24 protein-coding genes are annotated in these 25,187 nt (G+C 69.7%); 19 read left to right on the top strand and 5 right to left on the bottom strand.

The window, feature by feature from the left end; all coding sequences use genetic code 11:
* Positions 1 to 23 precede the first annotated feature (23 nt).
* Complete coding sequence (locus AC1ROY_RS30670) at positions 24 to 998, bottom strand: tripartite tricarboxylate transporter substrate binding protein (protein ID WP_493152742.1); 975 nt, start codon at positions 996 to 998, stop codon at positions 24 to 26.
* A 56-nt stretch (positions 999 to 1,054) separates the two neighbouring features.
* Positions 1,055 to 2,014, bottom strand: a complete 960-nt coding sequence (locus AC1ROY_RS30665; RefSeq protein ID WP_493152741.1) for a tripartite tricarboxylate transporter substrate binding protein — start codon at positions 2,012 to 2,014, stop codon at positions 1,055 to 1,057.
* An 84-nt stretch (positions 2,015 to 2,098) separates the two neighbouring features.
* On the opposite strand from AC1ROY_RS30665, the gene AC1ROY_RS30660 reads away from it, so the two are divergent.
* The 10 genes from AC1ROY_RS30660 (at position 2,099) to AC1ROY_RS30615 (ending at position 12,800) form a co-directional block, all read left to right on the top strand.
* The gene (locus AC1ROY_RS30660) at positions 2,099 to 2,548 is read left to right on the top strand and encodes an acyl-CoA thioesterase (protein WP_493152740.1); all 450 of its coding nucleotides are present in this window, start codon (positions 2,099 to 2,101) and stop codon (positions 2,546 to 2,548) included.
* A 57-nt stretch (positions 2,549 to 2,605) separates the two neighbouring features.
* Positions 2,606 to 3,574 (top strand): Bug family tripartite tricarboxylate transporter substrate binding protein, encoded by a 969-nt coding sequence (locus AC1ROY_RS30655; RefSeq protein WP_493152739.1) that lies wholly within the window; start codon positions 2,606 to 2,608, stop codon positions 3,572 to 3,574.
* Positions 3,575 to 3,687: 113 nt separating this feature from the next.
* Positions 3,688 to 5,286: an ABC transporter substrate-binding protein gene (locus AC1ROY_RS30650; RefSeq protein ID WP_493152738.1), complete on the top strand. Its 1,599-nt coding sequence runs from the start codon at positions 3,688 to 3,690 to the stop codon at positions 5,284 to 5,286.
* Between the two features lie 6 nt (positions 5,287 to 5,292).
* On the top strand, positions 5,293 to 6,282 hold the full coding sequence (locus AC1ROY_RS30645) for an ABC transporter permease (protein ID WP_493152737.1): 990 nt from the start codon (positions 5,293 to 5,295) through the stop codon (positions 6,280 to 6,282).
* Positions 6,282 to 7,121, top strand: a complete 840-nt coding sequence (locus AC1ROY_RS30640) for an ABC transporter permease (RefSeq protein ID WP_493152736.1) — start codon at positions 6,282 to 6,284, stop codon at positions 7,119 to 7,121. Before AC1ROY_RS30645 ends, AC1ROY_RS30640 begins: the two co-directional genes overlap by 1 nt.
* A complete protein-coding gene (locus AC1ROY_RS30635; protein ID WP_493152735.1) occupies positions 7,118 to 8,110 on the top strand; it encodes an ABC transporter ATP-binding protein in 993 nt (330 codons plus the stop codon). Before AC1ROY_RS30640 ends, AC1ROY_RS30635 begins: the two co-directional genes overlap by 4 nt.
* Positions 8,107 to 9,048, top strand: coding sequence for an ABC transporter ATP-binding protein (locus AC1ROY_RS30630; protein WP_493152734.1), 942 nt, complete (start codon positions 8,107 to 8,109; stop codon positions 9,046 to 9,048). The genes AC1ROY_RS30635 and AC1ROY_RS30630 overlap by 4 nt, the downstream gene beginning before the upstream one ends.
* Before the next feature lie 14 nt (positions 9,049 to 9,062).
* A complete protein-coding gene (locus AC1ROY_RS30625) occupies positions 9,063 to 11,450 on the top strand; it encodes a xanthine dehydrogenase family protein molybdopterin-binding subunit (protein ID WP_493152733.1) in 2,388 nt (795 codons plus the stop codon).
* Between the two features lie 133 nt (positions 11,451 to 11,583).
* Entirely contained in the window at positions 11,584 to 12,150 is a 567-nt protein-coding gene (locus tag AC1ROY_RS30620; protein ID WP_493152732.1) for a TetR/AcrR family transcriptional regulator, read from the top strand.
* Complete coding sequence (locus AC1ROY_RS30615) at positions 12,147 to 12,800, top strand: TetR/AcrR family transcriptional regulator (protein ID WP_493152731.1); 654 nt, start codon at positions 12,147 to 12,149, stop codon at positions 12,798 to 12,800. The genes AC1ROY_RS30620 and AC1ROY_RS30615 overlap by 4 nt, the downstream gene beginning before the upstream one ends.
* Positions 12,801 to 12,863: 63 nt before the next feature.
* On the opposite strand, the gene AC1ROY_RS30610 is transcribed toward AC1ROY_RS30615, so the two are convergent.
* Positions 12,864 to 14,024 (bottom strand): lactonase family protein, encoded by a 1,161-nt coding sequence (locus AC1ROY_RS30610; protein ID WP_493152730.1) that lies wholly within the window; start codon positions 14,022 to 14,024, stop codon positions 12,864 to 12,866.
* A 171-nt stretch (positions 14,025 to 14,195) separates the two neighbouring features.
* On the opposite strand from AC1ROY_RS30610, the gene fdhD reads away from it, so the two are divergent.
* Together fdhD and AC1ROY_RS30600 are read left to right on the top strand one after the other, a co-directional pair.
* Positions 14,196 to 15,020, top strand: a complete 825-nt coding sequence (gene fdhD / locus AC1ROY_RS30605) for a formate dehydrogenase accessory sulfurtransferase FdhD (protein ID WP_493152729.1) — start codon at positions 14,196 to 14,198, stop codon at positions 15,018 to 15,020.
* Between the two features lie 10 nt (positions 15,021 to 15,030).
* Positions 15,031 to 16,248, top strand: coding sequence for a molybdopterin molybdotransferase MoeA (locus AC1ROY_RS30600; protein ID WP_493152728.1), 1,218 nt, complete (start codon positions 15,031 to 15,033; stop codon positions 16,246 to 16,248).
* Between the two features lie 85 nt (positions 16,249 to 16,333).
* Here the strand turns inward: AC1ROY_RS30600 and AC1ROY_RS30595 are convergent, their stop codons facing one another.
* Positions 16,334 to 17,065, bottom strand: a complete 732-nt coding sequence (locus tag AC1ROY_RS30595; protein ID WP_493152727.1) for a glutathione S-transferase family protein — start codon at positions 17,063 to 17,065, stop codon at positions 16,334 to 16,336.
* 169 nt (positions 17,066 to 17,234) lie between these two features.
* Between AC1ROY_RS30595 and AC1ROY_RS30590 the strand changes: the two genes are divergently transcribed.
* Both AC1ROY_RS30590 and AC1ROY_RS30585 read left to right on the top strand, forming a co-directional pair.
* Positions 17,235 to 18,449 (top strand): polyhydroxyalkanoate depolymerase, encoded by a 1,215-nt coding sequence (locus tag AC1ROY_RS30590; RefSeq protein WP_493152726.1) that lies wholly within the window; start codon positions 17,235 to 17,237, stop codon positions 18,447 to 18,449.
* Between the two features lie 634 nt (positions 18,450 to 19,083).
* Positions 19,084 to 19,692: a hypothetical protein gene (locus tag AC1ROY_RS30585; RefSeq protein WP_493152725.1), complete on the top strand. Its 609-nt coding sequence runs from the start codon at positions 19,084 to 19,086 to the stop codon at positions 19,690 to 19,692.
* 106 nt (positions 19,693 to 19,798) lie between these two features.
* Here AC1ROY_RS30585 and AC1ROY_RS30580 read toward each other — a convergent pair whose 3' ends face one another.
* On the bottom strand, positions 19,799 to 20,659 hold the full coding sequence (locus AC1ROY_RS30580; RefSeq protein WP_493152724.1) for a LysR substrate-binding domain-containing protein: 861 nt from the start codon (positions 20,657 to 20,659) through the stop codon (positions 19,799 to 19,801).
* A 148-nt stretch (positions 20,660 to 20,807) separates the two neighbouring features.
* Here AC1ROY_RS30580 and AC1ROY_RS30575 point away from each other — a divergent pair, with 148 nt between their 5' ends.
* The 5 genes from AC1ROY_RS30575 to AC1ROY_RS30555 are packed head-to-tail and all read left to right on the top strand — an operon-like array spanning position 20,808 to position 25,146.
* Complete coding sequence (locus AC1ROY_RS30575; RefSeq protein ID WP_493152723.1) at positions 20,808 to 21,911, top strand: thiolase family protein; 1,104 nt, start codon at positions 20,808 to 20,810, stop codon at positions 21,909 to 21,911.
* On the top strand, positions 21,908 to 22,318 hold the full coding sequence (locus AC1ROY_RS30570; RefSeq protein ID WP_493152722.1) for a Zn-ribbon domain-containing OB-fold protein: 411 nt from the start codon (positions 21,908 to 21,910) through the stop codon (positions 22,316 to 22,318). The genes AC1ROY_RS30575 and AC1ROY_RS30570 overlap by 4 nt, the downstream gene beginning before the upstream one ends.
* The gene (locus tag AC1ROY_RS30565; protein ID WP_493152721.1) at positions 22,315 to 23,091 is read left to right on the top strand and encodes an enoyl-CoA hydratase/isomerase family protein; all 777 of its coding nucleotides are present in this window, start codon (positions 22,315 to 22,317) and stop codon (positions 23,089 to 23,091) included. The genes AC1ROY_RS30570 and AC1ROY_RS30565 overlap by 4 nt, the downstream gene beginning before the upstream one ends.
* Positions 23,092 to 23,093: 2 nt before the next feature.
* On the top strand, positions 23,094 to 24,077 hold the full coding sequence (locus AC1ROY_RS30560; RefSeq protein ID WP_493152720.1) for a CoA transferase: 984 nt from the start codon (positions 23,094 to 23,096) through the stop codon (positions 24,075 to 24,077).
* Positions 24,067 to 25,146 (top strand): CaiB/BaiF CoA transferase family protein, encoded by a 1,080-nt coding sequence (locus tag AC1ROY_RS30555; protein WP_493152719.1) that lies wholly within the window; start codon positions 24,067 to 24,069, stop codon positions 25,144 to 25,146. Before AC1ROY_RS30560 ends, AC1ROY_RS30555 begins: the two co-directional genes overlap by 11 nt.
* Positions 25,147 to 25,187: the final 41 nt, after the last annotated feature.

Below are 25,187 nucleotides of genomic sequence, written 5' to 3'. Positions count from 1 at the left end.
CATGGTTTCCGGGCGTGTTTTCCCTACCTCTCCCGCCACGGCCTTCGCTGCCACAGCACCTGCAGCTGCTCCTCCGTCCGCTGCGCCATTGCCCGGTAGTCCGCGCCCACCAGGATGTGCAGCGGCATGAACTGCCGCTTCGCCTCCCGCAGGAAATCGCCGTCGCGCAGCGCCACCGCAAAGGCCGCGGTCAGCCGCGCCGTGACCGCCTCGGGCAGGCCGGGCGGCGCGATCATCCCGCGCTCCGCGCCGTTCAGCACATCGAGGCCCTCCTCGCGGAAGGTCGGCACGTCGGCCGCTTCCTCCCACCGCGTCTCGGCCGCCTGGGCCAGGATGCGCAGCCGCCCCTCGCGCTTCATGGCGAGCGCGTCGCCCACATTGATCGCGGCGAAGTCCATGTGCCCGCCCAGCAGCTGCGGGATCAGCGGCGCCGCGCCGGGGAAGGGAATGTGGATCATCGGCGGCACCCCCGCCGCCTGCTCAAAGTTCAGCATGAAGAGATGGTCGTCCGAGCCCACGCCCGTCGTCCCGTAGGAGAGCTGGCCCGGCCGCGCGCGCGCCGCGGCCACGAGGTCCGCCACGTTGCGGAAGGGGCTGTCGGCGCGGACGTAGAAGCAGTTCGCGTCGCCCACGATATTGGCGAGGAAGGTGAAGTCCATCGCCTTGAACCGCGCCGGCCGCTCCATCGGGATGGCGTTGTGCGCGGGCAGGGTGGTGGCGCCGAGCGTGTAGCCGTCGGGCGCCGAGTTGAAGATAGCCTCGAGCCCAATCTGCCCGGCCGCGCCGATCTTGTTGGTGACGACGTGCCGCATCCCCGGGATCTGCGCGGCGACCAGCGGCATCACGAGGCGCGCCATCACGTCCACGCCGCCGCCGGCAGGGAAGGGGATGATGACCTCGACGGGGCGCTCGCCGGGCCAGGCGGCCTGGGCGGCGGCGAGGCGCGGGGCTGCGAGCAGCGCTGCGCTCCCCGCCAGGATCTGGCGACGACCGGACATGGATTCCTCCCAGGATTTTGCGGGAGGTTGGCGGGTCCGGCCCGCGTGACGCAAGGTTAATCTCGCCAGGGCCTCCGCTGCCACAGCGCCAGCAGCCCCGCGAGGTCGGCCGCCATCTTCCGCCGGTAGGCCGCGCCCACCAGGGGCCGCAGCGGGAGCGACTGCGCCTCGGCCTCGTGGAGGAAGTCGGGATCGGCCAGCATGTCCTTCAGCGCCAGCTCGAACTGCAGCGTGACCTCGGAGGGCAGGCCCGGCGGCCCCGCGATCCCGCGCGCCGCGCCGCCCAGCACGTCGAAGCCGCCCTCGCGGAAGGTGGGCACGGCCGATGTGGCGGGCCAGCGCTCCGGCCCGGCCTGACCGAGGCCGCGGATGCGCCGGCTGCGCAGCAGCGGCAGCGCCTCGCTGGCGTTGAAGGCGCCGATGGCCAGGGTGCCGACCAGCAGGTCGCGCTGGATCGGGCCTGTCGAGGCATAGGGCACGTGCAGCAGCGTGATCTCCGCGGCCGCCTCGAAGGCCAGCATGAGCAGGTGGTCGTCGCTGCCGATCCCCGTGGTGCCGACGCCGATCTCGCCCGGCGCGCCGCGCGCCGCCTGTTGGAGGTCGGCGAGGCTGGTCCAGGGGCTGGCGGCCTTCACCCAGAAGCCGCCGGGATCGTCCACGATGTTGGCGAGGAAGGTGAAGCCCTCGGGGTCGTAGCGCGGCCGCCGCTCGATCGCGATGGCATGCAGCGCCGTGCCGGTGACCATGCCGAGCGTGTAGCCGTCGGGCGCGGCGTGGAAGAGGGCCTCGAAGCCGATCTGCCCGCCCGCGCCCGGCCGGTTTACCGGGACGCAGCGGATGCCCGGCATCTGCCGCGGCAGGTGGTGCGCCACGACGCGCGCGAGCAGGTCGTGCGCGCTGGCTGCCGCCGCGGGGATGATGATCTCGATGGGGCGGTCCAGGGGCCAGGCGGCCCGGGCCACGCCCGGCGCCGCCAGCGCGCCTCCCGCCAGCAGGGTCGCCCTGCGGCGCAGCATGTCGTTTCTCGCTCGATACGGCCCGCAGGGTGGATGGCATGGAGGATTTCGTCCAGCCTGCGGGGCATGAAACAGGAGCATGCGATGATATCGCTGTTGGAGGAGTTCGGCGTCGAGGGCGAATGGTGCATGGCTGTGCGCCACCGCATCCGCTGGGCGGAATGCGACCTCTACGGCCATGTGAACCATGCGGCCTATCTCGTCATGTTCGAGGACCTGCGGGTGGAGCACTGGCGCTCGCTCGGCCAGGTGCTGCGGGCGGACCTGCCGGGGCCGGTCGTGGCTAAGCTGGAGGCGCGCTACATCCGCGCGCTGGGCTTCGAGGACGAGGTGCTGCTGACGCTGCGCGTGCCGTCCCTGCGCAACACCAGCTTCACGCATGACTACGCGGTCTGGCGGAATGGGCTGTGCTTCGAGTGCAGGGCGCTGCTGGTCTGCGTGCAGGACGGCGCCAGCACGCCCATCCCGCCCGAGGCGCGGCGGCTGATGATCGAGCGGGACGGTGCAAAGTCCGAGGGGGCGAAGCCCGCTTGAGTCACGTCCCGGCGCCGGGCAAGGTCCTCCCATAAGAACGAACCGGGAGACACGCCCATGCTGACCCGCCGCGCCTTGGTTGCTTCGGGAAACCTGCTGGCCGCCCCGGCCCTGGCGCAGTCCTGGCCCAACGGACCCATCCGGATCGTCGCCCCCTTTCCGCCCGGCGGCAGCGTGGACACCGTCGCGCGCCTCATCCAGGGGCCGCTCACGAATGAGCTCGGCGTGCCGGTCATCGTCGAGAACCGCGGCGGCGCCTCGGGCTCGCTCGGCACGGCGCAGGTGGCGCGCTCGGCGCCGGACGGGCAGACCTTCGTGCTGGTCTTCGACACCCACGTCACCAACCCGACGCTCATTCCGAACATGGGCTTCGACACGCGGCGCGACCTGGCGCCCGTCCTGCTGCTCGGCACCGCGCCCAACATGCTGCTGACGCACCGGACGCGGCCCTGGACCTCGATGCGCGAGGTCGTGGCGGCGGCCAAGGCCGAGCCCGACCGGATCAGCTACGGCACCATCGGCAATGGCAGCCTGGCCCATCTGGGCATGTCGCTCGCGCAGAAGGTGGGGGACTTCCGCGTGAGCCACGTGCCCTATCGCGGCGGCGGGCCGTTGGCGGTCTCGGCCATGGCGGGCGAGACGGACCTCGCGGTGGCGACCGGGACCATCTTCGTCGAGCACCTGCGCCAGGGCGTGCTGCGACCGCTGGCGGTGCTGGGCCCGAGCCGGCGGCCGCAGCACGCCCTGGCGCAGGTGCCGACCATGGCCGAGGCCGGGCTGCCCGGCGTCGAGGCGCTGGCCTTCTGGGGCCTGCTCGCGCCGGCCGGCACGCCGGCGCCCATCCTCGCCCGGATGGAGGCCGCGACGAGGCGCGCGACCCAGGTGGCGGAGATCCGCGTCCGGCTGACCAACATCATGGGCATCGAGCTGACCAACGAGGGGCCGGAGGCCTTCGCCGGATTCATCGACCGGCAGATCGAGACCTGGGGGCGCGTGATCCGGGAGAACGACATCAAGCCGGACTGACTTGCGGTTTGTGACCATGTGGTCAATAGTGAGCGGCCGCCGACGGGCCGCGCGCCTCCGTCTCCGGCCTGGCTGGTGCGCGCCGCACCGACTCATCGACTTGGAGGACAGGCATGTTTCGACGTCAGTTGCTGGGTTCGCTGCCGGTGCTCGGCGGAGCCGCCGTCCTTCCCGGTGCCGCGCAGGCGCAGTCGGCGCGCGGGAATACCCTGGTGGTGGTGACCACGCCGGAGCCGACGGTGCTCACCAACGCCATCAACTCCGCGCCCTCGGTCGCGGAGCTGGCGACGAAGATCTATGACGGCCTGCTCGAATACGACATGGGCATGCAGCCCATCCCCTCGCTCGCCGAATCCTGGGAGCTCTCGGGCGACGGCAAGTCGGTCACCTTCAGGCTGCGCCAGGGCGTGACCTGGCATGACGGAAGGCCCTTCACCAGCGCCGACGTTGCCTTCTCGCTGCTGGAGGTGGTGAAGAAGTTCCACCCGCGCGGCCCCGGCAATCTCGGCCCGCTGGAGGCGGTGGATACGCCCGACGCGCACACGGCCATCCTGCGGCTGGCCCACCCCTATCCGCCGATGATGAAGGGGCTTTCCAGCCTTGAGGCGCCGATCGTCGCGAAGCACCTCTACGAGGGCACGGACATCCGCAACAACCCCGCGAACAACCGGCCCATCGGCACGGGTCCGTTCAAGTTCGCCGAGTGGAACCGCGGCTCCTCCATCGTGCTGGAGAAGAACCCGAACTACTGGCGCCCGGGCCGCCCCTATCTCGACCGACTCATCTTCCGCTTCATCAACGACCCCGCGACGCGCGCCGCGGCGCTGGAGAGCGGCGAGGTGGACGTGGCCTTCTTCGGCACCATCACGCCGGCCGAGATGCGCCGGCTCGCGAGCCTGCCCAGCATCGAGATCGCCCAGGGCGGCTACGAGGCGCTGGCGCCGGTCATGCTGCTGGAGCTGAACACCCACAAGAAGCCGCTGGACGACCGGCGCGTCCGCCAGGCGCTGGCCTATGGCATCGACCGCAAGTTCATCGTGGACAATGTCTGGTACGGCTTCGGCAAGCCGGCCGTAGGCCCGATCTCCTCGGTCTACGCACCCTCCGGCCTTTATACGGACGACGTGCTGCGCTTCGACGTGCCGGACCGCGTGGCCCGCGCCAACGCGCTGCTGGACGAGGCCGGCTACCGCCGCGGCGCCGGCGGCATCCGCTTCGAGCTGACCCAGGATGTCGGCCCCTACGGCGACGACTACCGCCGCATGGGCGAGTACATGCGACAGGCCTACAACCGCATCGGCGTGCGGCTGAACCTGCGCACCGTGGACCAGGCCACCTACGTCCGCCGCGTCTACACCGACTACGACTTCGACATGACCTCGGGCTGGTATGTCGGCATGGGCGACCCGACGCTGGGCGTGCAGCGGCAATACGTGACCAGCAACATCCGCCAGGGCATCCCCTTCAACAACGTCGCCCGCTACAGCGACCCCGAGAATGACCGCCTCTGGGCCGCGGCCGCCGTGGAGACCGACGCCGCGAAGCGCGGCCAGATCTTCCACGCCATCCAGCGCAAGCTGGTCGAGGACAGCCCGATCATCTGGATCATGGAGATGGATCTCGTCGCGCTGCAGAACAAGCGCGTGAAGAACCTCATCACCTCGGCGCTCGGCGTGCGCGGCGGGCTCTACGACACGAAGGTCGAAGGCTAGTTCCGTATGGCCGCCGCCAAAGGCGGGCGTTGGCGGTTCCTGGGGCGGCGCGCGCTGCAGGGCCTGCCGACGATCCTGCTGATCGTCACCTTCAACTTTTTTCTGCTGCACCTCGCCCCGGGTGATCCGGCCAGCGTCATGGCGGGCGAGGCGGGGGCCGCCACGCCGGAATACATGGCGCAGCTGCGCGCGCAGTTCGGGCTCGATCAGCCGCTGATCGTGCAATACCTGCGCTATGCCTGGAACATCCTGACGCTCGATTTCGGCTATTCCTTCCGTTACCAGGAATCCAACCTCTCGCTCATCCTCGGGCGCATGTCGGCGACGCTGCTGCTGGCCGGCAGCTCGATCGTGATCTCGGTCGGGCTCGGCACGCTGCTGGGACTCATCGCGGCCATGCGGCGCGGCACCGTCGAGGCGGCGCTGATCCTGCTGGTCACGGTCCTCGCCTATGCCTCGCCCATCTTCTGGCTCGGGCTGATGTTCGTCGTGGTCTTCGCGATCCAACTCGGCTGGGTGCCGACCAGCGGCATGACCACAGCCGGTGGACCCGCCGGCGGAATCGCCTATGCGCTCGATGTCGCACACCACCTCGTCCTGCCGGCGGTGACGCTCTCGCTCTTCTACATGGCCCTCTACACGCGGCTGATGCGGGCCTCCGTGCTGGAGAACCTGCGCATGAACTACGTGACGACGGCGCGGGCCAAGGGCGTGCCGCCGCGGCGCCTCGTCTTCCGCCACGTGCTGCGCAACGCGGCGCTGCCCGTTGTGACCATGGCGGGCGTGCAGGTGGGCGGCGCGCTGGGCGGCGCGGTCATCGTCGAATCCGTCTTCGGCTGGCCCGGCCTCGGGCAGCTCGCCTTCGAGGCGCTCTTCGCGCGCGACCTCAACCTGCTTCTCGGCATTCTGACGCTGAGCTCCGTCGTGGTGGTGGTCGCGAACCTGCTGGTGGACCTCGTGCACTCCCTCATCGACCCGCGGGTCGCGCTCGCCTGATGCGCCTTCCTCCTGCCCTCCGGCGCTTCCTGCGCCAGCCGGCCGCCGTGCTGGGCGCGCTGATCCTCCTGGCGGTGATCGGCCTCGCCGCCGGCGCGGACCTCCTCTACCCGGAAGATCCCTTCGAGATCGTGGGCCGCCCCTACCTGCCGCCTTTCAGCGGCGAGTTCCTTCTCGGCACGGACACGCTGGGCCGTGACCTCGCCGCAGGCATCGTGCACGGCGCGCGCGTCTCGCTGCTGATCGGCGGGCTTGCGGCGCTGCTCGTCACGGCGATCGGCGTGGTGGTCGGCGGCGCGGCGGGCTATGTCGGCGGCCGCGTGGACACGGCGCTGATGCGCTTCACCGAGCTCTTCCAGACCATCCCCTCTTTCCTCTTCGCCATCGTGCTGGTGGCGATCCTGGAGCCCTCGATCGAGGCGCTGCTCATCGCCATCATCGTGGTCTCCTGGGCGCCGCTCGCGCGGCTGGTGCGCGGTGAGGTCGCCTCGCTGCGCAGCCGCGACTACGTGCAGTCGGCCATCGCCACCGGCATGGGCGATGCCGAGGTGCTGACCCGGCAGATCCTGCCAAACGCGCTGCCGGCGATCCTGGTCGCGGCCTCGGTGATGGTGGCCACAGCGATCCTCTTCGAATCCGGCCTCTCCTTCCTCGGCCTCGGCGATCCCAACGTGATGAGCTGGGGGCTGATGATCGGCGCCGGCCGGCCGGCCATCCGCACGGCCTGGTGGATGTCCGGCATCCCCGGCATCGCCATCCTGCTGACCGTGCTCTCCATCAACCTCGTGGGCGACGGGCTCAACGAGGCGCTGAACCCGCGCGCGGGAGGCCGCGCGTGAGCGGCCCCGTGGTGCTGCGCGTGGAGGGCCTCAGCACCGTCTTCGCGACGCCGCGCGGGCCTGTCGCGGCGGTCGCCGACATGGACCTCACCGTGCATGCCGGCGAGACGGTGGCGGTGGTCGGCGAATCCGGCTCGGGCAAGAGCGCCTTCGCCTATTCCATCCTGCGGCTCATCGACCCGCCGGGGAAGGTTACGGCGGACCGTATCGAGATCGGCGGGCGCGACATCATGGCGCTGGACGAGGCCGCCATGCGCGGGGTCCGCGGGCGCGAGGCCTCGATGGTCTTCCAGGAGCCGTCCACCAGTCTCAACCCGCTGATGCCGGTCGGTGCGCAGATCGCGGAATCCATCCTGCTGCACGAGCCAGGCGTGCGCCGCGCCGAGGCCCGCGCCCGCACGCTGGACCTCCTGCGCCTCGTCGGCATTCCCGCGCCCGAGCGCCGCATCGACGAATTCCCGCACCAGCTCTCCGGCGGCATGCGCCAGCGCGTGGTGATCGCGATGGCGCTGGCCTGCCGCCCCTCGCTGCTGCTGGCCGACGAGCCGACGACGGCGCTCGACGTGACGGTGCAGGCCCAGGTGCTGGACCTGATCGACCGCCTCAAGGACGAGCTGGGCATGGGCGTGGTGCTCATCACCCACGACCTCGGCCTCGTCGCCGAGCACGCGCAGCGCGTCGCCGTGGTCTATGCCGGCCGAAAGGTGGAGGAGGGGCCGGTCGACGAGGTGCTGGCCGATCCAGCCCACCCCTACACCGCCGCGCTGCTCGCCTGCCGCCCCGACCCCTGGCAGGACGTGGACGACCCGCTGGTCGAGATTCCCGGCGTGGTTCCGCCGGCCTTCGCCCTGCCGCCGGGCTGCGCCTTCGCGCCGCGCTGCGAGCGGGCGGAGGAGGTCTGCCGCACGGTCCGGCCGGAGCTGGACGGGATCGGCCCCGGCCGCCGCGTCGCCTGCCATGTCGCGCAGCGCGAGAGGATCCCGGCATGAGCGAGTTGCTCTCCGTGCGCGGGCTGGAGAAGCACCACCGCACCGCGGCGGGCGTGGTCCATGCGGTGGACGGCGTGGACCTCGACATCGCGGCCGGCGAGGTGCTCGGCCTCGTCGGCGAGTCCGGCTGCGGCAAGTCCACCCTCGGCCGCGCGCTGAACGGGCTCGACCCCGCCGATGGCGGCTCCATCCGCTTCCGTGGCGCCGAGCTCGTCGGCCTCGGCCGCCGCGCCCTGCGACCGCACCGGCGCGAGATGCAGATGGTCTTCCAGGACCCCTTCGGCTCGCTGAATCCGCGCAGCAGCATCGGCGACATCCTGCAGGATCCGCTGCGCGTCCACGGTGTCGGCACCCGCGCCGAGCGCCGCGAGCGGGTGGCCGCGCTGCTGGAGCGCGTCGGCCTGCGCGCCGCCGATGCCGAGCGCTATCCGCACGAGTTCAGCGGCGGGCAGCGCCAGCGCATCAGCATCGCGCGCGCCGTCATCCTGCGCCCCAAGCTCGTGATCTGCGACGAAGCCGTCTCCGCGCTCGACGTCTCGATCCAGGCGCAGATCGTGAATCTGCTGCGGTCGCTGCAGCATGAGTTCGGGCTGTCCTACCTCTTCATCTCGCATGACCTCGCGGTGGTCGGTTACCTCTCCGACCGGATCGCGGTGATGTATCTCGGCCGCATCGTGGAGATCGGCACCAAGGCCTCGCTGCTAGGCGGCCCGCGCCATCCCTACACGAAGGTCCTCTTCTCCGCTTTGCCGGGCCGCGGCGGCAGCCGGGCCGAGCGCCAGGCGCTCAAGGGCGAGCCGCCGAGCCCGCTCGACCCGCCCCCGGGATGCCGCTTCCACCCGCGCTGCCCCGTGGCGATCGACCGCTGCCGGGTGGAGGTCCCGCTCATGCGGGAGCTGTCCCCGGGCCACGCCGCCGCCTGCCACCTTGCGGCCTGATCAGAGCATCTTCGATGGATTATCCCGCTTCCGCCAATCCGATGGGCATCGGCCATTCGGTCCGCCGCCGCGAGGACCAGCGGCTGCTGCGCGGGCAGGGGCGCTATGTCGGCGATGTGGAGGCGACAGGCGCGGCGCAGGCCGCCTTCCTCCGCTCGCCGCACGCCCATGCGCGCATCCGCGGAATCGACATTGCGGCGGCGCTGATCATGCCGGGCGTGGTCGCGATCTTCACCGGGGCCGACCAGCGCGCGGACAAGGTGGGCAGCCTGCCCACCGGCTGGGTCGTGCGCGACCGCCACGGCAAGCCCAATGCCGAGCCGCCGCACTACCCGCTCGCCGTGGACAAGGTGCGCCATGTGGGCGAGCCGCTGGCCGTCGTCATCGCCGAGACCCGGGCCCAAGCCCGCGACGCGGCCGAGGCCATCGAGGTCGATTACGAGGTGCTGGATGCCGCAGCCGACCTTTCGACCGCGCTGGAGCCCGGCGCCCCGCGCGTCTGGGACGACATCCCCGGCAACCTCTGCTGCGACTGGGAGATCGGCGACGCAGCCGCGGTGGACGCCGCCTTCGCCCACGCTGCGCATCGCGTGCGGCTGGAACTAACCAACAACCGCCTCGTCCCCGCGCCGATGGAGCCGCGCGCGGCGCTGGCGGTGCACGACACGGCCATGGGCACGACCACGCTCTGGACCACCAGCCAGAATCCGCACACCATCCGCGGCACGCTCTGCGGCAGCGTGCTGGGCATCCCCGAGACCGACCTGCGCGTGATCTCGCCGGATGTCGGCGGCGGCTTCGGCACCAAGATCTTTCTGTACCCCGAGGAGACTTCGATCACTTGGGCCGCGCGCCGCATCGGCCGCAACATCCGCTGGATCGGCGACCGCACGGAATCCTTCCTGACCGATGCGCAGGGGCGCGACCACCGCACCGTCGCGGAACTCGCACTGGACGAGACGGGGATTTTCATTGGCCTGCGCGTCGTCACACTGGCCAATGTCGGCGCCTACCTGACCGGCGGCGCCACGGCGATCCCGACCTACTACTACGCGCCGCTGCTGCCCGGCGTGTACCGGACGCCCGCGATGTGGTGCAACGTGAAGCTGACCTTCACTAATACGGTCAGCGTGGACGCCTATCGCGGCGCCGGCCGTCCAGAGGCGAGCTACGTGCTCGAGCGCCTGGTGGACGAGGCCGCGAAGCTCACGGGCATCGACCGCATCGAGCTGCGCCGCCGCAACTTCATCCGCGCCGAGCAATTCCCCTACGCCACGCCGCTCGGCCTCGAATACGATTCCGGCGACCACGAGGCGACGCTGCGCCTGGCGATGGAGGCGATCGACCTCGCCGGCTTCCCCGCACGCCGCGAGGACTCGCGGCGGCGCGGCCGCCTGCGCGGCCTCGGCATCTCGACCTATGTGGAGATCGCGGGCGGCACGCCCTCCAAGGTGGTCGGGCAGCTCGGTGGGCGGGGAGGCCGCTCGGAATCCGCGCAGGTGCGCGTGCATCCCAGCGGCGCGGTGACCGTCTTCAGCGGCGCGCACAGCCACGGCCAGGGCCACGAGACCACCTTCGCGCAGATCGTGGCCGACCAGCTCGGCGTGCCCTACGAGCGCGTGCGCATCGTGCAGGGCGACACCGATCAGGTGCCCTTCGGCCGTGGCACGGCGGCCTCGCGCTCGCTGGTCGTGGGCGGCTCCGCGATCGTGAAGGCGATGGACAAGATCATCCTGAAGGGCCGGAAGATCGCGGCCCACCGGCTGGAGGCTGCGCTGGAGGACATCGCCTTCGAGCCCGGCATCTTCCGCGTCGCCGGCACGGACAAGGTGATGACCTTCGTCGAGGTCGCCCGTGCTGCCTACACGCCGCACGACTACCCCATCGACGAGATCGAGCCCGGCCTCGACGAGACCGCCTTCTACGACCCCAAGAACTGGACCTATCCCGGCGGCTGCCACATCTGCGAGCTGGAGGTGGACCCCGACACCGGCCAGGTCTTCCTCGCCCGCATCGTCGCGGCCGACGACCTCGGCGCGATCATCAATCCGATGATCGTGCACGGGCAGATCCATGGCGGGCTCGCGCAGGGCGCGGGCCAGGCGCTCTTCGAGGACTGCGTCTTCGACGGGACGGGCCAGATGCTGACGGCGAGCTTCCAGGACTACGCCCTGCCGCGCGCCGGCGACCTGCCCAGCTACGACGTGCTGACCCACAGCACGCCCTGCGAGCACAACCCGCTCAAGGCCAAGGGCTGTGCTGAGGTGGGCTCGGTCGGCCTGCCGCCGGCCATCGTGAACGCGCTGCTGGATGCGCTGGCGGAGCTCGGCGTGCGCGACATCTCCATGCCGGCCACACCGCAGCGTGTCTGGCAGGCGATCCGGGACGCGCGCGGCGCCTGAACGCGGCTGGGCCGCGCTGCCTTGCCGTGGCATGAAGCTCCGGCCAGGAGGAGGAAGGATGCCCAGAGCCAGTGCCGAAACGGCCCCCTCCGCGCCGCGCCGGCCCCGGGTCCCGGCCGCTGCGCGGAGGCGGATGATCGTCGAGGCCGCGGTCGGCTTCTTCGCCGAGCACGGGCTGGAGGGCCAGACGCGCCTGCTCGCGCAGCCCCTCGGCATCCCGCACTCCGTCCTCTACCGCCACTTCCCGAGCAAGGACGATCTGGTCGCCGCTGTCTGCGAGGAGCTGTTCCGCCGCCGCTGGCAGCCGGAATGGGAGGAGATCCTCGGGGATGCGCGCCGTCCGCTGGAGGAGCGCCTGCTGCGCTTCTACGACGCGGCCGGCGTGCTGATCCTCTCGCCGGAATGGGTGCGCATGGCGCTCTTCACCGGCCTTGCCGATCGCCCCGCACCCTCCGGCCTGGGCCTGCTGCTGCAGGAGCGCATCATCCGCCCGCTGGCGAAGGCGCTGCGCGACGGGCGCGCGATCTCCAGCGCCGCCGCGGAGGAGGAGGCCTGGTCTCTCCATGGCCGCGTCTTCTACCTGGGCATGCGCAGCGCCGTCTGGCGGGGCGCGGCGCCGCAAAGCCGGGAGGCTGCGTTGGACGCGGCGATCCGCAGCCATGGCCGGGGCGCGCTGGCCCTGGTCGCGGAGCCGGCATGAGCGCGGCCCCGAAAGCGCCGCCGCGCGCGCGGCGGCTCCCGCCGGCGGAGCGGGAGCGGCAGATTCTCGACGGCGCGATCGCCCATTTCGCCCGCCACGGGCTGGATGCGCAGTTGCGCGAGTTGGCTGCGCATCTCGGCGTGTCCCATCCGCTGCTCTACCGCTACTTCCCGACGAAGGAGGCGCTCATCGAGCGGGTCTACGAGGAGTTCTACTCGACCCGCTGGCGGCGCGACTGGGACCGGCTGCTCACCGACGGGCAGCTCCCGTTGCGGGAGCGGCTGGCGGGGTTCTACGCGGCCTATCTGGCCGCGCTCCGCGACGGGCCCTGGCTGCGCATCTTCGCCTTCGCGGGCCTGCGCAACGAGGCTGCGAGCCGCCGCTACATGGCCTCGATCCGGCAGAGGGTGATCCTGCCCATCGCGGCCGCCCTCCGGCGGGAGGCCGGGGTGGAGGAGGCCCGGCCGGATTCCTGGGCCACGGAGCTCGCCTGGTCGCTGCATGGCGAGCTCTGCTTCGGGCCGATCGCCGGCCATCTCCTGGGGCACCACCTGCCGCCGCTCACGGACGAGCAACTGCGCCACCGCATCTGCACCTGGCTGGAGGGCCATGCCGATGCCGGCTCGCCCGCATCCAGGCGCTCTTCGTGAACGCCTTCAAAGCGTGATGATCGAAGGCGCCGCAGATCTAAGCGAAAGCGAACGCATCGCGATCTAGACGGGGATCATCCCCGTCCAGAATTGCATGGCCTCGCCTGTCTCCACCGGGATGGAGCTAGAGAATTCCAGCCGCCCGTCGCCGCCGACACGGAAGATCGCGAGGTTGGCCGGGCGGATTGCCGTGCCCTCACCCTCGCGGATGCGGCGCTCCCTGATCGTGGCCGCTACCATCATCCCGGCCGTGGGATCGAGCGCGAAGGTGCGGGGATGGAAGCTCCTGACATCCACGCTCTGTACCAGGCTCGGCCGCCCTTGCGCGTCGAGGTCGAAGACGGCGATGCCGTTCTCGAAACCCTCCAGCCCGATGGGCTGGCCCCCGAACTCGCCCATCGCGTCACTGCGGTTCGCCACATAGACGTGCCGCCCGTTCGGATGGACGTGCAGCCCGCCCACGAGCTGCTGCGGCGGATGCGCGCCGGGGCGCTGCAGCGTCTCCGCGGTGAAGAGCGGCTCGGGCGTCATCAGCCCATCGTGCAGCCCGAAGACGGCCAGGCGATTCTGCCGCTCCAGCGAGACGAAGACGAGCGGCAGCGTCGGATGGAAGTCGATGTGCCGCGGCCCGAAGCCGAGCCCACCATTCGGCGCCACCGACTGCCGCAGCGTGAGCTGCCCCTCTCGGAAGCCGAACACCTTCAGCGCGCCGGGATCCTCGGACTTGCCGCCGGCCGCCTCGTTGCCGCGCGCGACGAGGATGACGGCGTCGTTGTCCGGCGTCGCCAGGACCTGGTGGCCGTAGATGCCGCCGTCCGGCGTCACCTCCTGCCGCACCTCGTCGCCGATCGCGCCGTCCTCGCCGAGCCGGTGCACGGTGAGGCCGCTCGGGTCGTTGTAGGCGACCAGCGCGAAATCGCCGGCACGGTCCAGGGACATGTGGATCGGCCGCGTCCGGAGCTGGATGATCGCGCCATGCGGGCTGAGGGCGCCGCTGCCGGGCTCGATCCGGAAGGCCTGCAGGAAATGCCGGTCGCCCACCCGGCGCGGTCCGCCATTGCTGGTGGCGACGTAGAGCACGTGCAGCCTCGGGTGCCGCCAGACGTACTGCACATTGGCCGCGAGGCTGGCCTCGGAACGCCGTGTCAGCGAGAGCGCCGCCGCATCCGGCTCCCAGACCGTCAGCGCCGTGCCCACGCCCTGGTAGAATCGGGCCTGGCTCATGCGCGCCGTGCCCGTCGCTGGTCTGTTCGAGAATGGATCATTCCGCCCCTCCGTTTCGTCGAGGATCAATCCGACAAGGCGGATGCGCAAGGTTGCGCGACTCTTCCGCCATGGCCGGCGCGGTGCCAATCTCGGCCGCCCGCCGCCGACGATCCACCCCAGGAGGACCAGGTGCTGACGCGCCCCGACACGATCGACACGCCGCCCACCTCCCGAGAGGTCACCGCGACGCGCGTGCCCGCGGGCGAGGGCGCGCCGGAAGCGGTCGCGCGGCAGGTCGCGGTGGAGGCGCCGGTCGCCCTCGTCTACGGCTTCCAGCCCTATGCCGTGATGATGGCGACGCCCGCTGATCTCGAGGATTTCGCCGTGGGCTTCAGCTTCACCGAGGGCGTGATCCGCAGGCCGGCGGACATCCGCGGCCTCAAGCTCGAGGACGGCGCCGATGGCCTCACCGTCACCATCGACCTCGTGCCCGACCGGCTGCACGCGCTGCTCGCCAATCGCCGGCTGCGCAACACGGTGGGGCGCACGGGCTGCGGCGTCTGTGGTGTGGAGGAGCTTTCGGAGCTGCCGCTGGCCGACCAGCGGCGCGGGGAGGGCACGGCCATCGCGCCCGAGGCGATCCAGCGCGCGCTCGCCGGGCTCTCGGACGGCCAGCCGCTCAACGCCGCCACGCGCGCCGTCCACGCCGCCGCCTGGGCCTCGCGCGACGGCACGCTGCGCCTCGTGCGCGAGGATGTCGGCCGGCACAACGCGCTGGACAAGCTGATCGGCGCCCTGCTGCGCGCGGGCACCGACCCGGCCGAGGGCTTTTGCGTCATCACCAGCCGGCTCTCCTTCGAGATGGTGGAGAAGGCGGCCGCCTTCGGCGCCGGCACGGTCGTGGCCATCTCGGCGCCCACCTCGCTCGCGCTGGACCGCGCGCGGCACCACGGCATGACCCTCGTCGCCATCGCACGCGGCGACGCGCACATGGTCTTCGTGGCGCCCGAGTGATCCCATGCTGATGGGCCTGCCCCCCGATCCTCTCGCCGCCCTCCGCGAGCCGCTGGCGCGCCTGCTGGCCATCGCCCGGCCCGTGGCGGGGCACGAGACCGTCTCGCCCGAGGAGGCCATGGGCCGCGTCCTGGCGGCGCCGGTCGCGGCACTCCACCACGTCCCGCCCTTCGACCAGTCGGCGATGGACGGCTACGCGCTCGGCGCCCCGGCCGGGTCAGGGACGGCCTGGCGCGTCACGGTCCGGCTGGCGGCCGGCGATGCGGAGGGGGCACCACTTGCCCCCGGCGAGGCCGCGCGCATCTTCACCGGCGCGCCCGTGCCGGCGGGCGCGCATTCCGTCGTGCAGCAGGAGAAGGTCACGCCCGACGGTGAGGGCATCGCCGTCTCCGCGCGCATCCCCGCCGGCACCAACATCCGGCTGATGGGCGAGGACGTGCGCGCGGGCGCCACCCTGCTGGAGCCCGGCCAGCGGCTGGACGCGCGCCATGTCGCGCTCGCCGTGGCGGCCGGGCATGGCGCTCTGCCGGTCGCGCGGCGGCTGCGCGTTGCGCTCGCCTCCACGGGCTCCGAGCTGCGGCAGGCCGGCGGCGGGCTCGGCTCCGGCCAGGTGCACGATTCCAACGGACCCATGCTCCGCGCCATGCTGCGGGCGCCCGACGTGGAGCTGGTCGAGATCGGCATCCTGCCGGACGACCCCCTGCTCCTGCGCAACGCGCTTCTCCGTGCCGCCGGCGAAGCGGACCTCATCGTCACCTCCGGCGGCGTCTCGGTCGGCGAGGAGGACCACATGGTCGGCGCCCTCCTGGCCGCCGGCGGGACGATCGAGGTGGTCCACCTGCCCATCCGCCCCGGCAAGCCCGTGAAGGCCGGGCGGCTGGGCCAGGCCGTGATCCTGGCGCTGCCGGGCAATCCGCTGGCGGCCTATGTGAACCTCTGGCTGGTCGGCCGCCGGGTGCTGGACGTGCTGGCCGGCGCGCCGGCACGGCCGCTGCGCCCCATGGCCGCGCGCTCCGGCTTCCGCGAGGAGCGCAAGCCCGGCCGTGTCGAGTTCGCCCCCGCGCGCTTCGCCGGCGCCGATGCCTCGGGCATGCCCATCCTGGAGCTCCTTGGCCGCGGCAGCTCGGCCCGGCTGGCGCCGCTGGCGGCAGCCGACGGGCTCTGCGTCATCGCGCCGGAGGTGGTGCGGGTGGAGGAGGGGGATCTGCTGGCGGTGCTACCGTTCTGAAGGATGCGAGAGGGCTCTGCCCCCTCGGTTGTCTCCGCTTCGCGGCCAACCCCCGCCAGGGCTTTTGGCCCTGGACCCCGGCCCTTTAGAACTCGGCGTCGAATTCCAGCTCGGTGATGCGCGCCTCGGGCTCCTGCTTCGCCGCCTCCAGCCATTCGCGGAAGTCGGGCCAGGCCTCGATGGTCTGCGCATAGCCCTCGCAGGCCTCGTCCAGCTTCACGTCGTAGGTGCGGAAGCGCGTCACCACGGGGGCGAACATCGCATCCGCGACCGTGCAGTGCTTGCCGAACAGCCAGGGCCCGCCCCAGCGGTCCAGGCAGTCGCGCCAGAGGAACTGGATCCGCTCGATATCCGCCCGCGCCGCCGACCAGACCGTGAAGCCGTGCACATGCGCCTTCAGGTTCATCGGCAGCGAGGAGCGCAGCGCGTGGAAGCCCGCATGCATCTCGCCGCAGATCGAGCGGCAGCGCGCCCGCGCGAGCCGGTCGGCCGGAAAGAGCCCGGCCTCGGGGCGCAACTCGTTCAGGTACTCGGCGATGCCGAGCGTGTCCCAGATCTCCGCGCCCTCGTGCTCCAGGCAGGGGATCAGGATGGAGGAGGAGTTCAGCAGCAGCTCGGCCCGCGTGTTCGGATCGTCCGGCGAGACCTGCTGCTCGCGGAAGGGCAGGCCCGAGAGGCGCAGGATCAGCCAGCCGCGCATGGACCAGGAGGAGTAGTTGCGGCTGCTGATGCGCAGCTGCGCCACGGGCTCGGCCACCACCTTCTGCCGCAGGGGCTTCGGCTGAGCCTTGGGTGCCGCCCTGGGCTTCGGCGCCAACGGTTTCGACGCCTCTGGCCCGGCCGCCGCCGGCTTCCTTCGAGTCTTCACGCCTGACATGGCCGGCCCCTGGTCGATCCCCGGGAAGGTATCAGCGATTTCGCGTTTGCGAAAAGGCCCGGCGCGGGCAACATGCGGACCGGTTCGCGACCCGGGACGGGATGTATCCATGATCTACAAGGCGTTGCAGACGGGGCAGGACATCTTTCACCCGCTCCGATTCATGGCGCGCGGGCTCGGCGGCGTCATGGCACCCCTGGAGCAGCCGGGTTTCGCCGGCCTGCGGGCGCTGAGCGCGGCCTTCGAGGTCTTCGCCCATTCCGGCGTCACCAGCACGCGCCCGGCCTACGGCCTGGCCCCCGTGCGGATCGGCAACCGGCTCGTCGAGGTCGAGGAGGAGGTCGTCGCCCACACCCCCTTCGCCAGCCTGCTGCACTTCAGGAAGGACATCGACCAGGCCCTGCCGCGCGTGCTGGTGGTCGCCCCCATGTCCGGCCATTTCGCGACCCTGCTGCGCAACACCGTGCAGGTGCTGCTGCAGGACCACGACGTCTACATCACCGACTGGCACAATGCCCGCGACGTGCCGCTCTCGGCCGGTCGCTTCGGCCTCGACGAGTTCACCGAGACGGTGATGACCTTCCTCGAGGCGATCGGCCCCGGCGGGCATGTGCTGGCGGTCTGCCAGCCGGTGGTCGCGGTGCTGTCGGCGGTCGCGATCATGGCGGAGGACCGCAATCCCAGCTCGCCGCGGACCATGGTGCTGATGGCCGGCCCGATCGACGCGCGCCAGCACCCGACGGAGGTGAACAAGCTGGCCGAGAGCAAGGAGATCGGCTGGTTCGAGCGCAACCTGATCGCCACCGTGCCCTGGCGCTACAAGGGGGCGGGCCGAAAGGTCTATCCGGGGGCGCTGCAGCTCTCAGCCTTCATGTCGATGAACCTCGAACGGCACGTGAAGGCGCATCGCGACCAGTTCTGGGCGCTGTTCAACGGCGACGCGGCGAAGGCCGCGCAGCACCGCCGCTTCTACGACGAGTACCTGGCGGTGATGGACCTGCCGGCGGATTTCTTCCTGGAGACGGTGAAGACGATCTTCCAGGACCATTCCCTGGCGAAGGGCGAGCTCACCTGGCGCGGGCGGCCGGTGCGGCCGGAGGCGATCCGGCGGACGGCGGTCATGACGGTGGAGGGCGAGAAGGACGACATCTGCGGGATCGGGCAGACCATGGCGGCGCTGGACCTCTGCCGCAGCCTGCCGGTGACGATGCGGAGCTACCACCTGCAGACGGGGGTGGGGCATTACGGGGTGTTTTCGGGACGGCGCTGGGCGAACGCGATCTATCCGCGGGTGCGGGAGATGATCCAGGCGAACGAAGGGTAAATTCCCGATCTGGGTAGCATCCGATATAATTCTATTGAAATGAGCGAAGCATTACACCAAAATTCTGCATACAAAATTTAAGATGGCTGATAATCTTACGCCGTCTTAAGGCTTTACGCCGCCTTAGGGGGGAGGGTAAACAAAATGCCGGCGCATGGAACGACGAATTTTGAGAACACCTTAAGTATTGGCGTATTCGCGTTGAATTCATGGCGAAAATTTGAGATTGACCGAGTGTCATATCCATTGTCGAGATTTTTTTCCTTTTCTTTCTATAATTTTTCCGATATTACGATAGACAATGTAATAAAAGGATCATTTTTTATTCATCATGAAATATCACAACCTAATACAGATATACTAAAAGGAGGCTACGATAAATATTTTGTGATTGGCATCGAAAAAAATGACTTTAGGCAGGTTATTTCGAATATATATGGAGAAAGTAGTGTGACTCGTCTTCCGAGAGGTAATAGAGAAGGTTATCTTGGAGCTTTCTGGCACCCTCATGTTGGAATTTTAGATTTGATCAATGCCGCAAAGCGACTATGTGGAGCTAAATGCGTTAAGAACAAACCATGTAGAGAGTATGGATGTATCTGCAATATTGATATAGGAATTTGCATTTAACGTCATGAAGGCCGTTGTCAAAATACTTTGGCCATCAATATTTTTGGCTATTGTGTGCCTTGTTGTAGGTTGTCTTATATTTTCTTACTTTCGGCTATGGGATGCTCATTTGCAAGCATCTATCACAGTCAATACGACAGTTGGAAGCGAAGAACGATTGATACTCACGGCGATGCTGGCCTCGGGAGCCTCAATCGCCGTTTCACTCTTAGCGGCACTTTTTTCCTCGATCGATCGATCGCGCGTTCTTAAGTCTGAGCGTGCCAAAAAAGGCTATGAGCTGACAACTGAGGCATCTTTCGCAATGTGGAAGGCAGCTACGTCGTCATATCGCTTGCTTTCTAAGGCTGAAGTCGGCGGCTTTAAGGGGGCAGATCTTAATAAGATTACTAATAATTTCGAAGATGCGGAAAAAATGTCGCTACTATTCGATGAGAATGTGATTTCTCATTTTCAGAGACTTTGGGGTGATTGTGAAGCTTTGGGTGATGAAATCATAAAACAGAGCATACGGAATATAGATCAACAAAAAATAATATGGCGCAGAGAAATAAAGGCGCTAACGGAGCAACAGGAAATTTTTAAAGAGTATCTTATTGAGAATTTAAAATAATAATATTTATCAGAAATAAATTTCGTAAGAGCGACAAAGTACAATATTTTTTATTTCATGTTATTTGTTTAAATTGCATTTAAAGAGCCTGCTGTTCATTATAATTCTATTCCTCCATCTCCCCCACCAACCAATCCCGAAACGCCAACGCTTCCCTTCTCGCCGGCCCAGGCGGCAGCACCAGCCAATAGTGGTCCCCCGTCGCCACATCCCCCTGCGCCAACCCCACCAGCCTCCTCCGCCTGACATCCTCCGCCACCAGCAGCGGCGGCGCGATCACCGCCCCCAGCCCCTCGATCGCCGCCTGCACCGCCAGCGACGTGCTCTCGAACAGCAGCGGCGTTCCAGGCAGCACCGTCCCCGTCGCCTTCGCCCAGATCCCCCAATCCTGCGGCCGCACCACGCTCCCCAGCAGCGTCACCCCCGCCAGCCCGCCCCGCTTCGCCGCCCGCGCCGGCCCCGGCGCCGCGAAGGGCGCGATGGTCACCTTGTGCAGCCGCTCCGCCCCCGGCGCCGGCGGGCGGTCGCTGGTGCGGATGGCCGCATCCACATGCTCGCGGGAAAAATCCACCGGCGTCACCGAGGTCGTCACCTCCACCTCCAGCCCTGGATGCCGCTCCCGGAACCGGGACAGCCGCGGGATCAGCCAGCGCAGCGCCCAGGTCGTATAGGCCCGCACGCGCAGCGGCCCCGAGGCCGGCGCGGCCAGCGCCGCCGTGGCCGTGCGGATCCCCAAGAAGGCGCCGGCCAGCGCCGTCGCGTAGCTCTCGCCCTCCGGCGTCAGGCGCAGCGCATTCGCCCCGCGCCGCACCAGCGCCACGCCCAGATGCGCCTCCAGCATGCGGATGCGCTTGCTGATGGCGGGCTGCGTCACGTTCAGCCGGTCGGCGGCCGCGGCCAGGCTGCCCGTCTCCGCCACCAGGACGAAGGCGTGCAGGCTCGACAGCGGGGGCAGGGACTCGATCACATCCACAGACTAACCTGAGGTTGGCCTACCCCGCGAATTCCTGCGCTGGTCGGATGTCCGGACCTGTCGCAGGATCGCCACAGGAACGACCAGGATCACCATGCCAGATACGAATATGGCCTCGCCGGCCCTCCATGAGCCGTGGGCGATGCGCGACAAGGTCGCCTTCGCCGGCATCGGCACCAGCCGCTTCGGCAATTTCCCCGAGACCGACAGCTACGGGCTGGGCTGCGAGGCGCTGAATTCAGCGCTGGACGATGCCGGCCTCAAGCCCTCCGATATCGACGGCCTCATCGTCAACCGCATCCCCACCTACGAGCGCTTCGCGGAGATGATGGGGATCAACCCGCAGTACTGCCTGCTGACGGAGGCGCCCGGCCGTTTCTCCGGCGTCTCGCTGGCGCTGGCGGCGCAGGCCATTCACAGCGGCGCGGCCAAGTGCGTGGCGCTGGTCTACGGCAACAACGGCCGCTCGGTGCGGATGATGTATGGCGGCGGCGACAGCCAGTGGTCGCCCTGGGGCATGACCAGCCCGGGCGCCATCCACGCCATGATGTGGCAGCGCCACATGCACCAGTTCGGCACGACGCATGCCGATCTCGGCCACGTCTCCAAGGCTTTTCGGGACCACGCCTGCCTGAACCCCGACGCGGTCATGCACGGCAAGCCCATCACCCTCGAGGACCACGCCAAGGCGCGCCCGATCTGCGAGCCGCTGAAGCTGCTGGACTACTGCCTCATCAACGACGGCGCCGTCGCCTGGATCATGACCACGGCCGAGCGCGCCAAGGACATGAAGCGCCCGCCGGTGCTGCTCTCGGGCTATGCGCGGCAGGACGCCTTCCACTACGGCAGCGGCCCGGCCGACGACCTCTGGTACCCCAACCTGTCAGCCACGCGCTCGGTCTATGACCGCGCCGGCATCGGGCGGGAGGACATCCAGGGCCTCGGCATCTACGACAACTTTTCCCCCACCGTGCTGCTCAGCCTGGAGGGCCTCGGCTTCTGCCCGCAGGGCGAGGCCGGGAACTTCGTGAAGGATGGCACGCTGCGCCTCGGCGGCCGCTGGCCGACCAACACCTCCGGCGGCCATCTGTCGGACAGCTACATGCAGGGCTGGGGCATCATCGCCGAATGCGTGCGCCAGCTGCGTGACGATTGCGGCGAGCGGCAGATCCCGGACGTCCAGGCCATGCAGTACATCTGCGCCACCAACATCGCCCAGAGCCTGATCCTGCGGAGGGGCGCATGAGCCTCGCGACACGCCCCAAGCCCCTCGTCGACAACTGGAACCGCCCCTTCTGGGACGCGTGCAAGGACGGGCACCTGATCCTCCAGCGCTGCACCGCGACCGGGAAGTGCTTCTTCCCGCCCGCGCCGGTCTCGCCCTTCACGGGCCGGCCGGACTGGGAGTGGGTCGGCGCCTCCGGCAAGGGCGAGATCTGGTCCTTCGTCGTGTTCCACCAGAGCTACTTCCCGGGGATGAAGGACGAGCTGCCCTACCCCGTGGCGATGGTGAAGCTGGAGGAGGGGCCCTACCTCCTCACCAACCTCGACGGCATGACGGCCGCCGACGCCAAGATCGGCATGAAGGTCGCCGTCCGGTTCCCGGGCGGCCCCGACGGCTTTGTCCTCCCCCAGTTCGGACCTGCAGCATGAGCGGACCCATCGTCGTCACCCGGCACGAGGGCTGGGCCGAGCTGCGCATCGACCGCGAGGCGAAGCGCAACTCGATGAACCGCGAGAGCCGGCAGGGCCTGCTCAAGGCCTTCGAGGAGCTGCGCGGCGTGGCTAAGGCCATCGTCATCACCGGCACGGGCGGCAGCTTCTGCGCGGGGATGGACCTGAAGGAGCGCGAGGTGGATCGCGTCGCCGGCATCGAGGGCGCGGGCGAGGAGTGGATCGCGGTCAACATGGCGATCCGCGCGCATCCCTCGATCTTCATCGCCGCGGTGAACGGCATCGCGCTCGGCGGCGGCTCGACGCTGATCAATGTCTGCGATCTCGCGGTGGCCAGCACCAAGGCCAGCATCGGCTGCCCGGAGATGGGCTTCTCGACGTATCCCGGCATGGCCGGTCCGGCGGCGCAGCTCTCGGGCATCACGCGCAAGCAGGCGGCCTGGCTGGTGCTCACCACCAACCGTATCGACGGCGCGACGGCCGAGCGCTGGGGCATGGTGAACGAGTGCGTCGAGCCCGACCGACTCCTGCCGCGCGCCGGCGAGATCGCGGCGCAGCTCGCGCAGTTCGACGCCGTGGCGCTGGCCGAGAGCAAGAAGGCGCTGGACCGCATCCCCGCCTTCATCACCGACTGGCAGGAGGCGATGGATCACGGCCAGATGGTGAACCTCACCATCCGCTCGAAGACCACGGCGCAGGCGGAGGGCAATGCGCGCTTCGCCGCCGGCATCAAGAACCCGGGGCAGGGCTGAGCATGGCCGCGCCGCTCGCCGGACGCCGCGTGCTGGATCTGGGCGCGCTCTGCGCCCAGCGGCCGCATGGGCTGGCCGCCTCGCTGGCGGCGCGGCTCTGTGCCTCCTACGGCGCCGAGGTCGTGCGGCCGGTGCCGGAGGGCGGCGAGCCGCTGGCGGATGCGGCACCGCTGCTGCCGGGCGGGGGCTCGGCGCTCGACCGCTTCCTGAATCTCGGCAAGCGGCCGGGTGCGGCGGCAGGCCGCTTCGACGTGGCGATCGGCGACAGCGACACCTTGGCCGCGCACGCCGCCGAGGTTCCGATCAAGGCTCGCATCTCCGTCTTCGGCCCCGGCGAGGACGTTGACATGAGCGAGCTCGGCCTGCTGGCGCTCTCCGGCCTGCTCGGCATCGTTGGCGAGCCCGAGGGCCCGCCCGCGCGCCTCGCGGGGCACCAGGCGGCTTACGCGGCCGGTCTCGCGGCCTGCACGGGCATCCTGGCCGCACTGCGGGCCGGCGGCGAGGAGACCGTCGACGTCTCGCTGCTCGACGTCGCGACCTGGCTGAACTGGAAGGTGGCGGCGGGCGTCCTGGTGCTCGGCAGCTCCCCCGTGCGCGGCGGCGACCGCGCCGACTGGTACACCGTCCCGGCCCGGGACGGGCATGTCGCACTGGTCTATCAGGAGAAGGACTGGCCCGGCCTGCGCAAGGCGGTGGGCGATCCCCGCCTGGAGGACGAGCGCTTCGGCACCGCCGCCGGCCGCCGCAAATACCGCGCGGATTTCCTGGCGATCCTCGGGCCCTGGTTTGCCGCGCGCACCCGCGCCGAGGTCACCGCCGCTGCGCAGGCCAACCGCGTGCCGGTCGGCCCCGTGAAGTGGCCGGCGGAGCTGCTGACCGACGCCCAGAACAAGGCCCGCGGCTTCATCGGGCCCGACGGCATGCCGGCCCTGCCCATCGGCTGGAACGGCCGCCGCGTCACCCTGGAGGCTGCCGATGCCGCTTGATCCCGTCTCGCCCCCGCAGGCCGACACGAAGACCGCGTTGCCGCTCGCCGGCATCCGCATCGTCGATCTTGGCTGGCTCACCGCCGGCGCCGCCTCCTCCGCGCTGCTCTGCGACCTCGGCGCCGAGGTCATGAAGCTGGAGGGCCCCGGCGCCGTCGACCCCTTCCGCAATTGGGACGGCGCGCAGAACGGCACCGACTGGTGGAACCAGTCGCCCTGGTTCGCCTTCACCAACCGCGGCAAGCGCTCGGTCTGCCTGGACCTGAAGGATCCCCGCGGGAAGGAGGCGCTGCTGCGCCTGCTGGAAACGGCGGATGTGCTGGTGGAGAACTACCGCCGCGGCGTCCTCGCCCAATGGGGCCTCGACGCCGCCACCCTCCGGAAAAAGTTCCCGCGCCTGGTCATCGCCAGCATCTCCAGCCAGGGCGAGGACGGGCCGGACCGCGACATGGTCTCCTTCGGCTCGACGCTGGAGGCCACGGGCGGCATGGCGGCCCTGACCGGCTCCGGCGAGACGCCCGTCATCACCGGCCGCGACGTGAACTATCCGGACCAGGTGGTCTGCCTCTTCGCCTCGGGTGCGATCATCGCCGCCCTGCTGGAGCGCGACCGCACGGGGGAGGGCGCGCATCTCGACCTCTCGCAGCGCGAACTCACCACCTTCCTGATGGGCGAGGAGTTGATCGCCGCCGCCGCCGGCAACCCGTCGGCACGCCTGGGCAATGCCGACCCGCTGGAGCCGGCCGACCGCGTGGTGCCGGACGGGCAGGGCGGCTGGCGCGCCGAATGGCCCGGCGGCAGCGCCCCCGTGCGCGACGGCGCGGCCCTCGCCGCGGCCGAGGACTTCGCCAAGGGCACCGCCGTCCTCCGCAGCCCGGACGGCAAGCCCGCCAAGGGCATTCCCTTCCGGCTATCCCACCGCCCACTCGCCATCCGCGGCAATTGCCACACGCTGGGCCAGGACAACCATGCCGTCCTCGCCGAGGCCGGCCTGACCCGGGAAGAAATCACCGCGCTGGAGGAGGCTGGCGTGCTCGCCACCGCCCCCCGCCGCGGTGTCGTCGCCTGAAGAACTAACTAGCCCCCGGCCCGAAGGCCGGGTTTCGAGGA

The organism is Roseococcus sp. GW821-FHT12F05, from assembly GCF_058806835.1.
The sequence above is the reverse complement of the archived record's forward strand: the minus strand, read 5'-3'. Positions and strand labels throughout refer to the sequence as shown.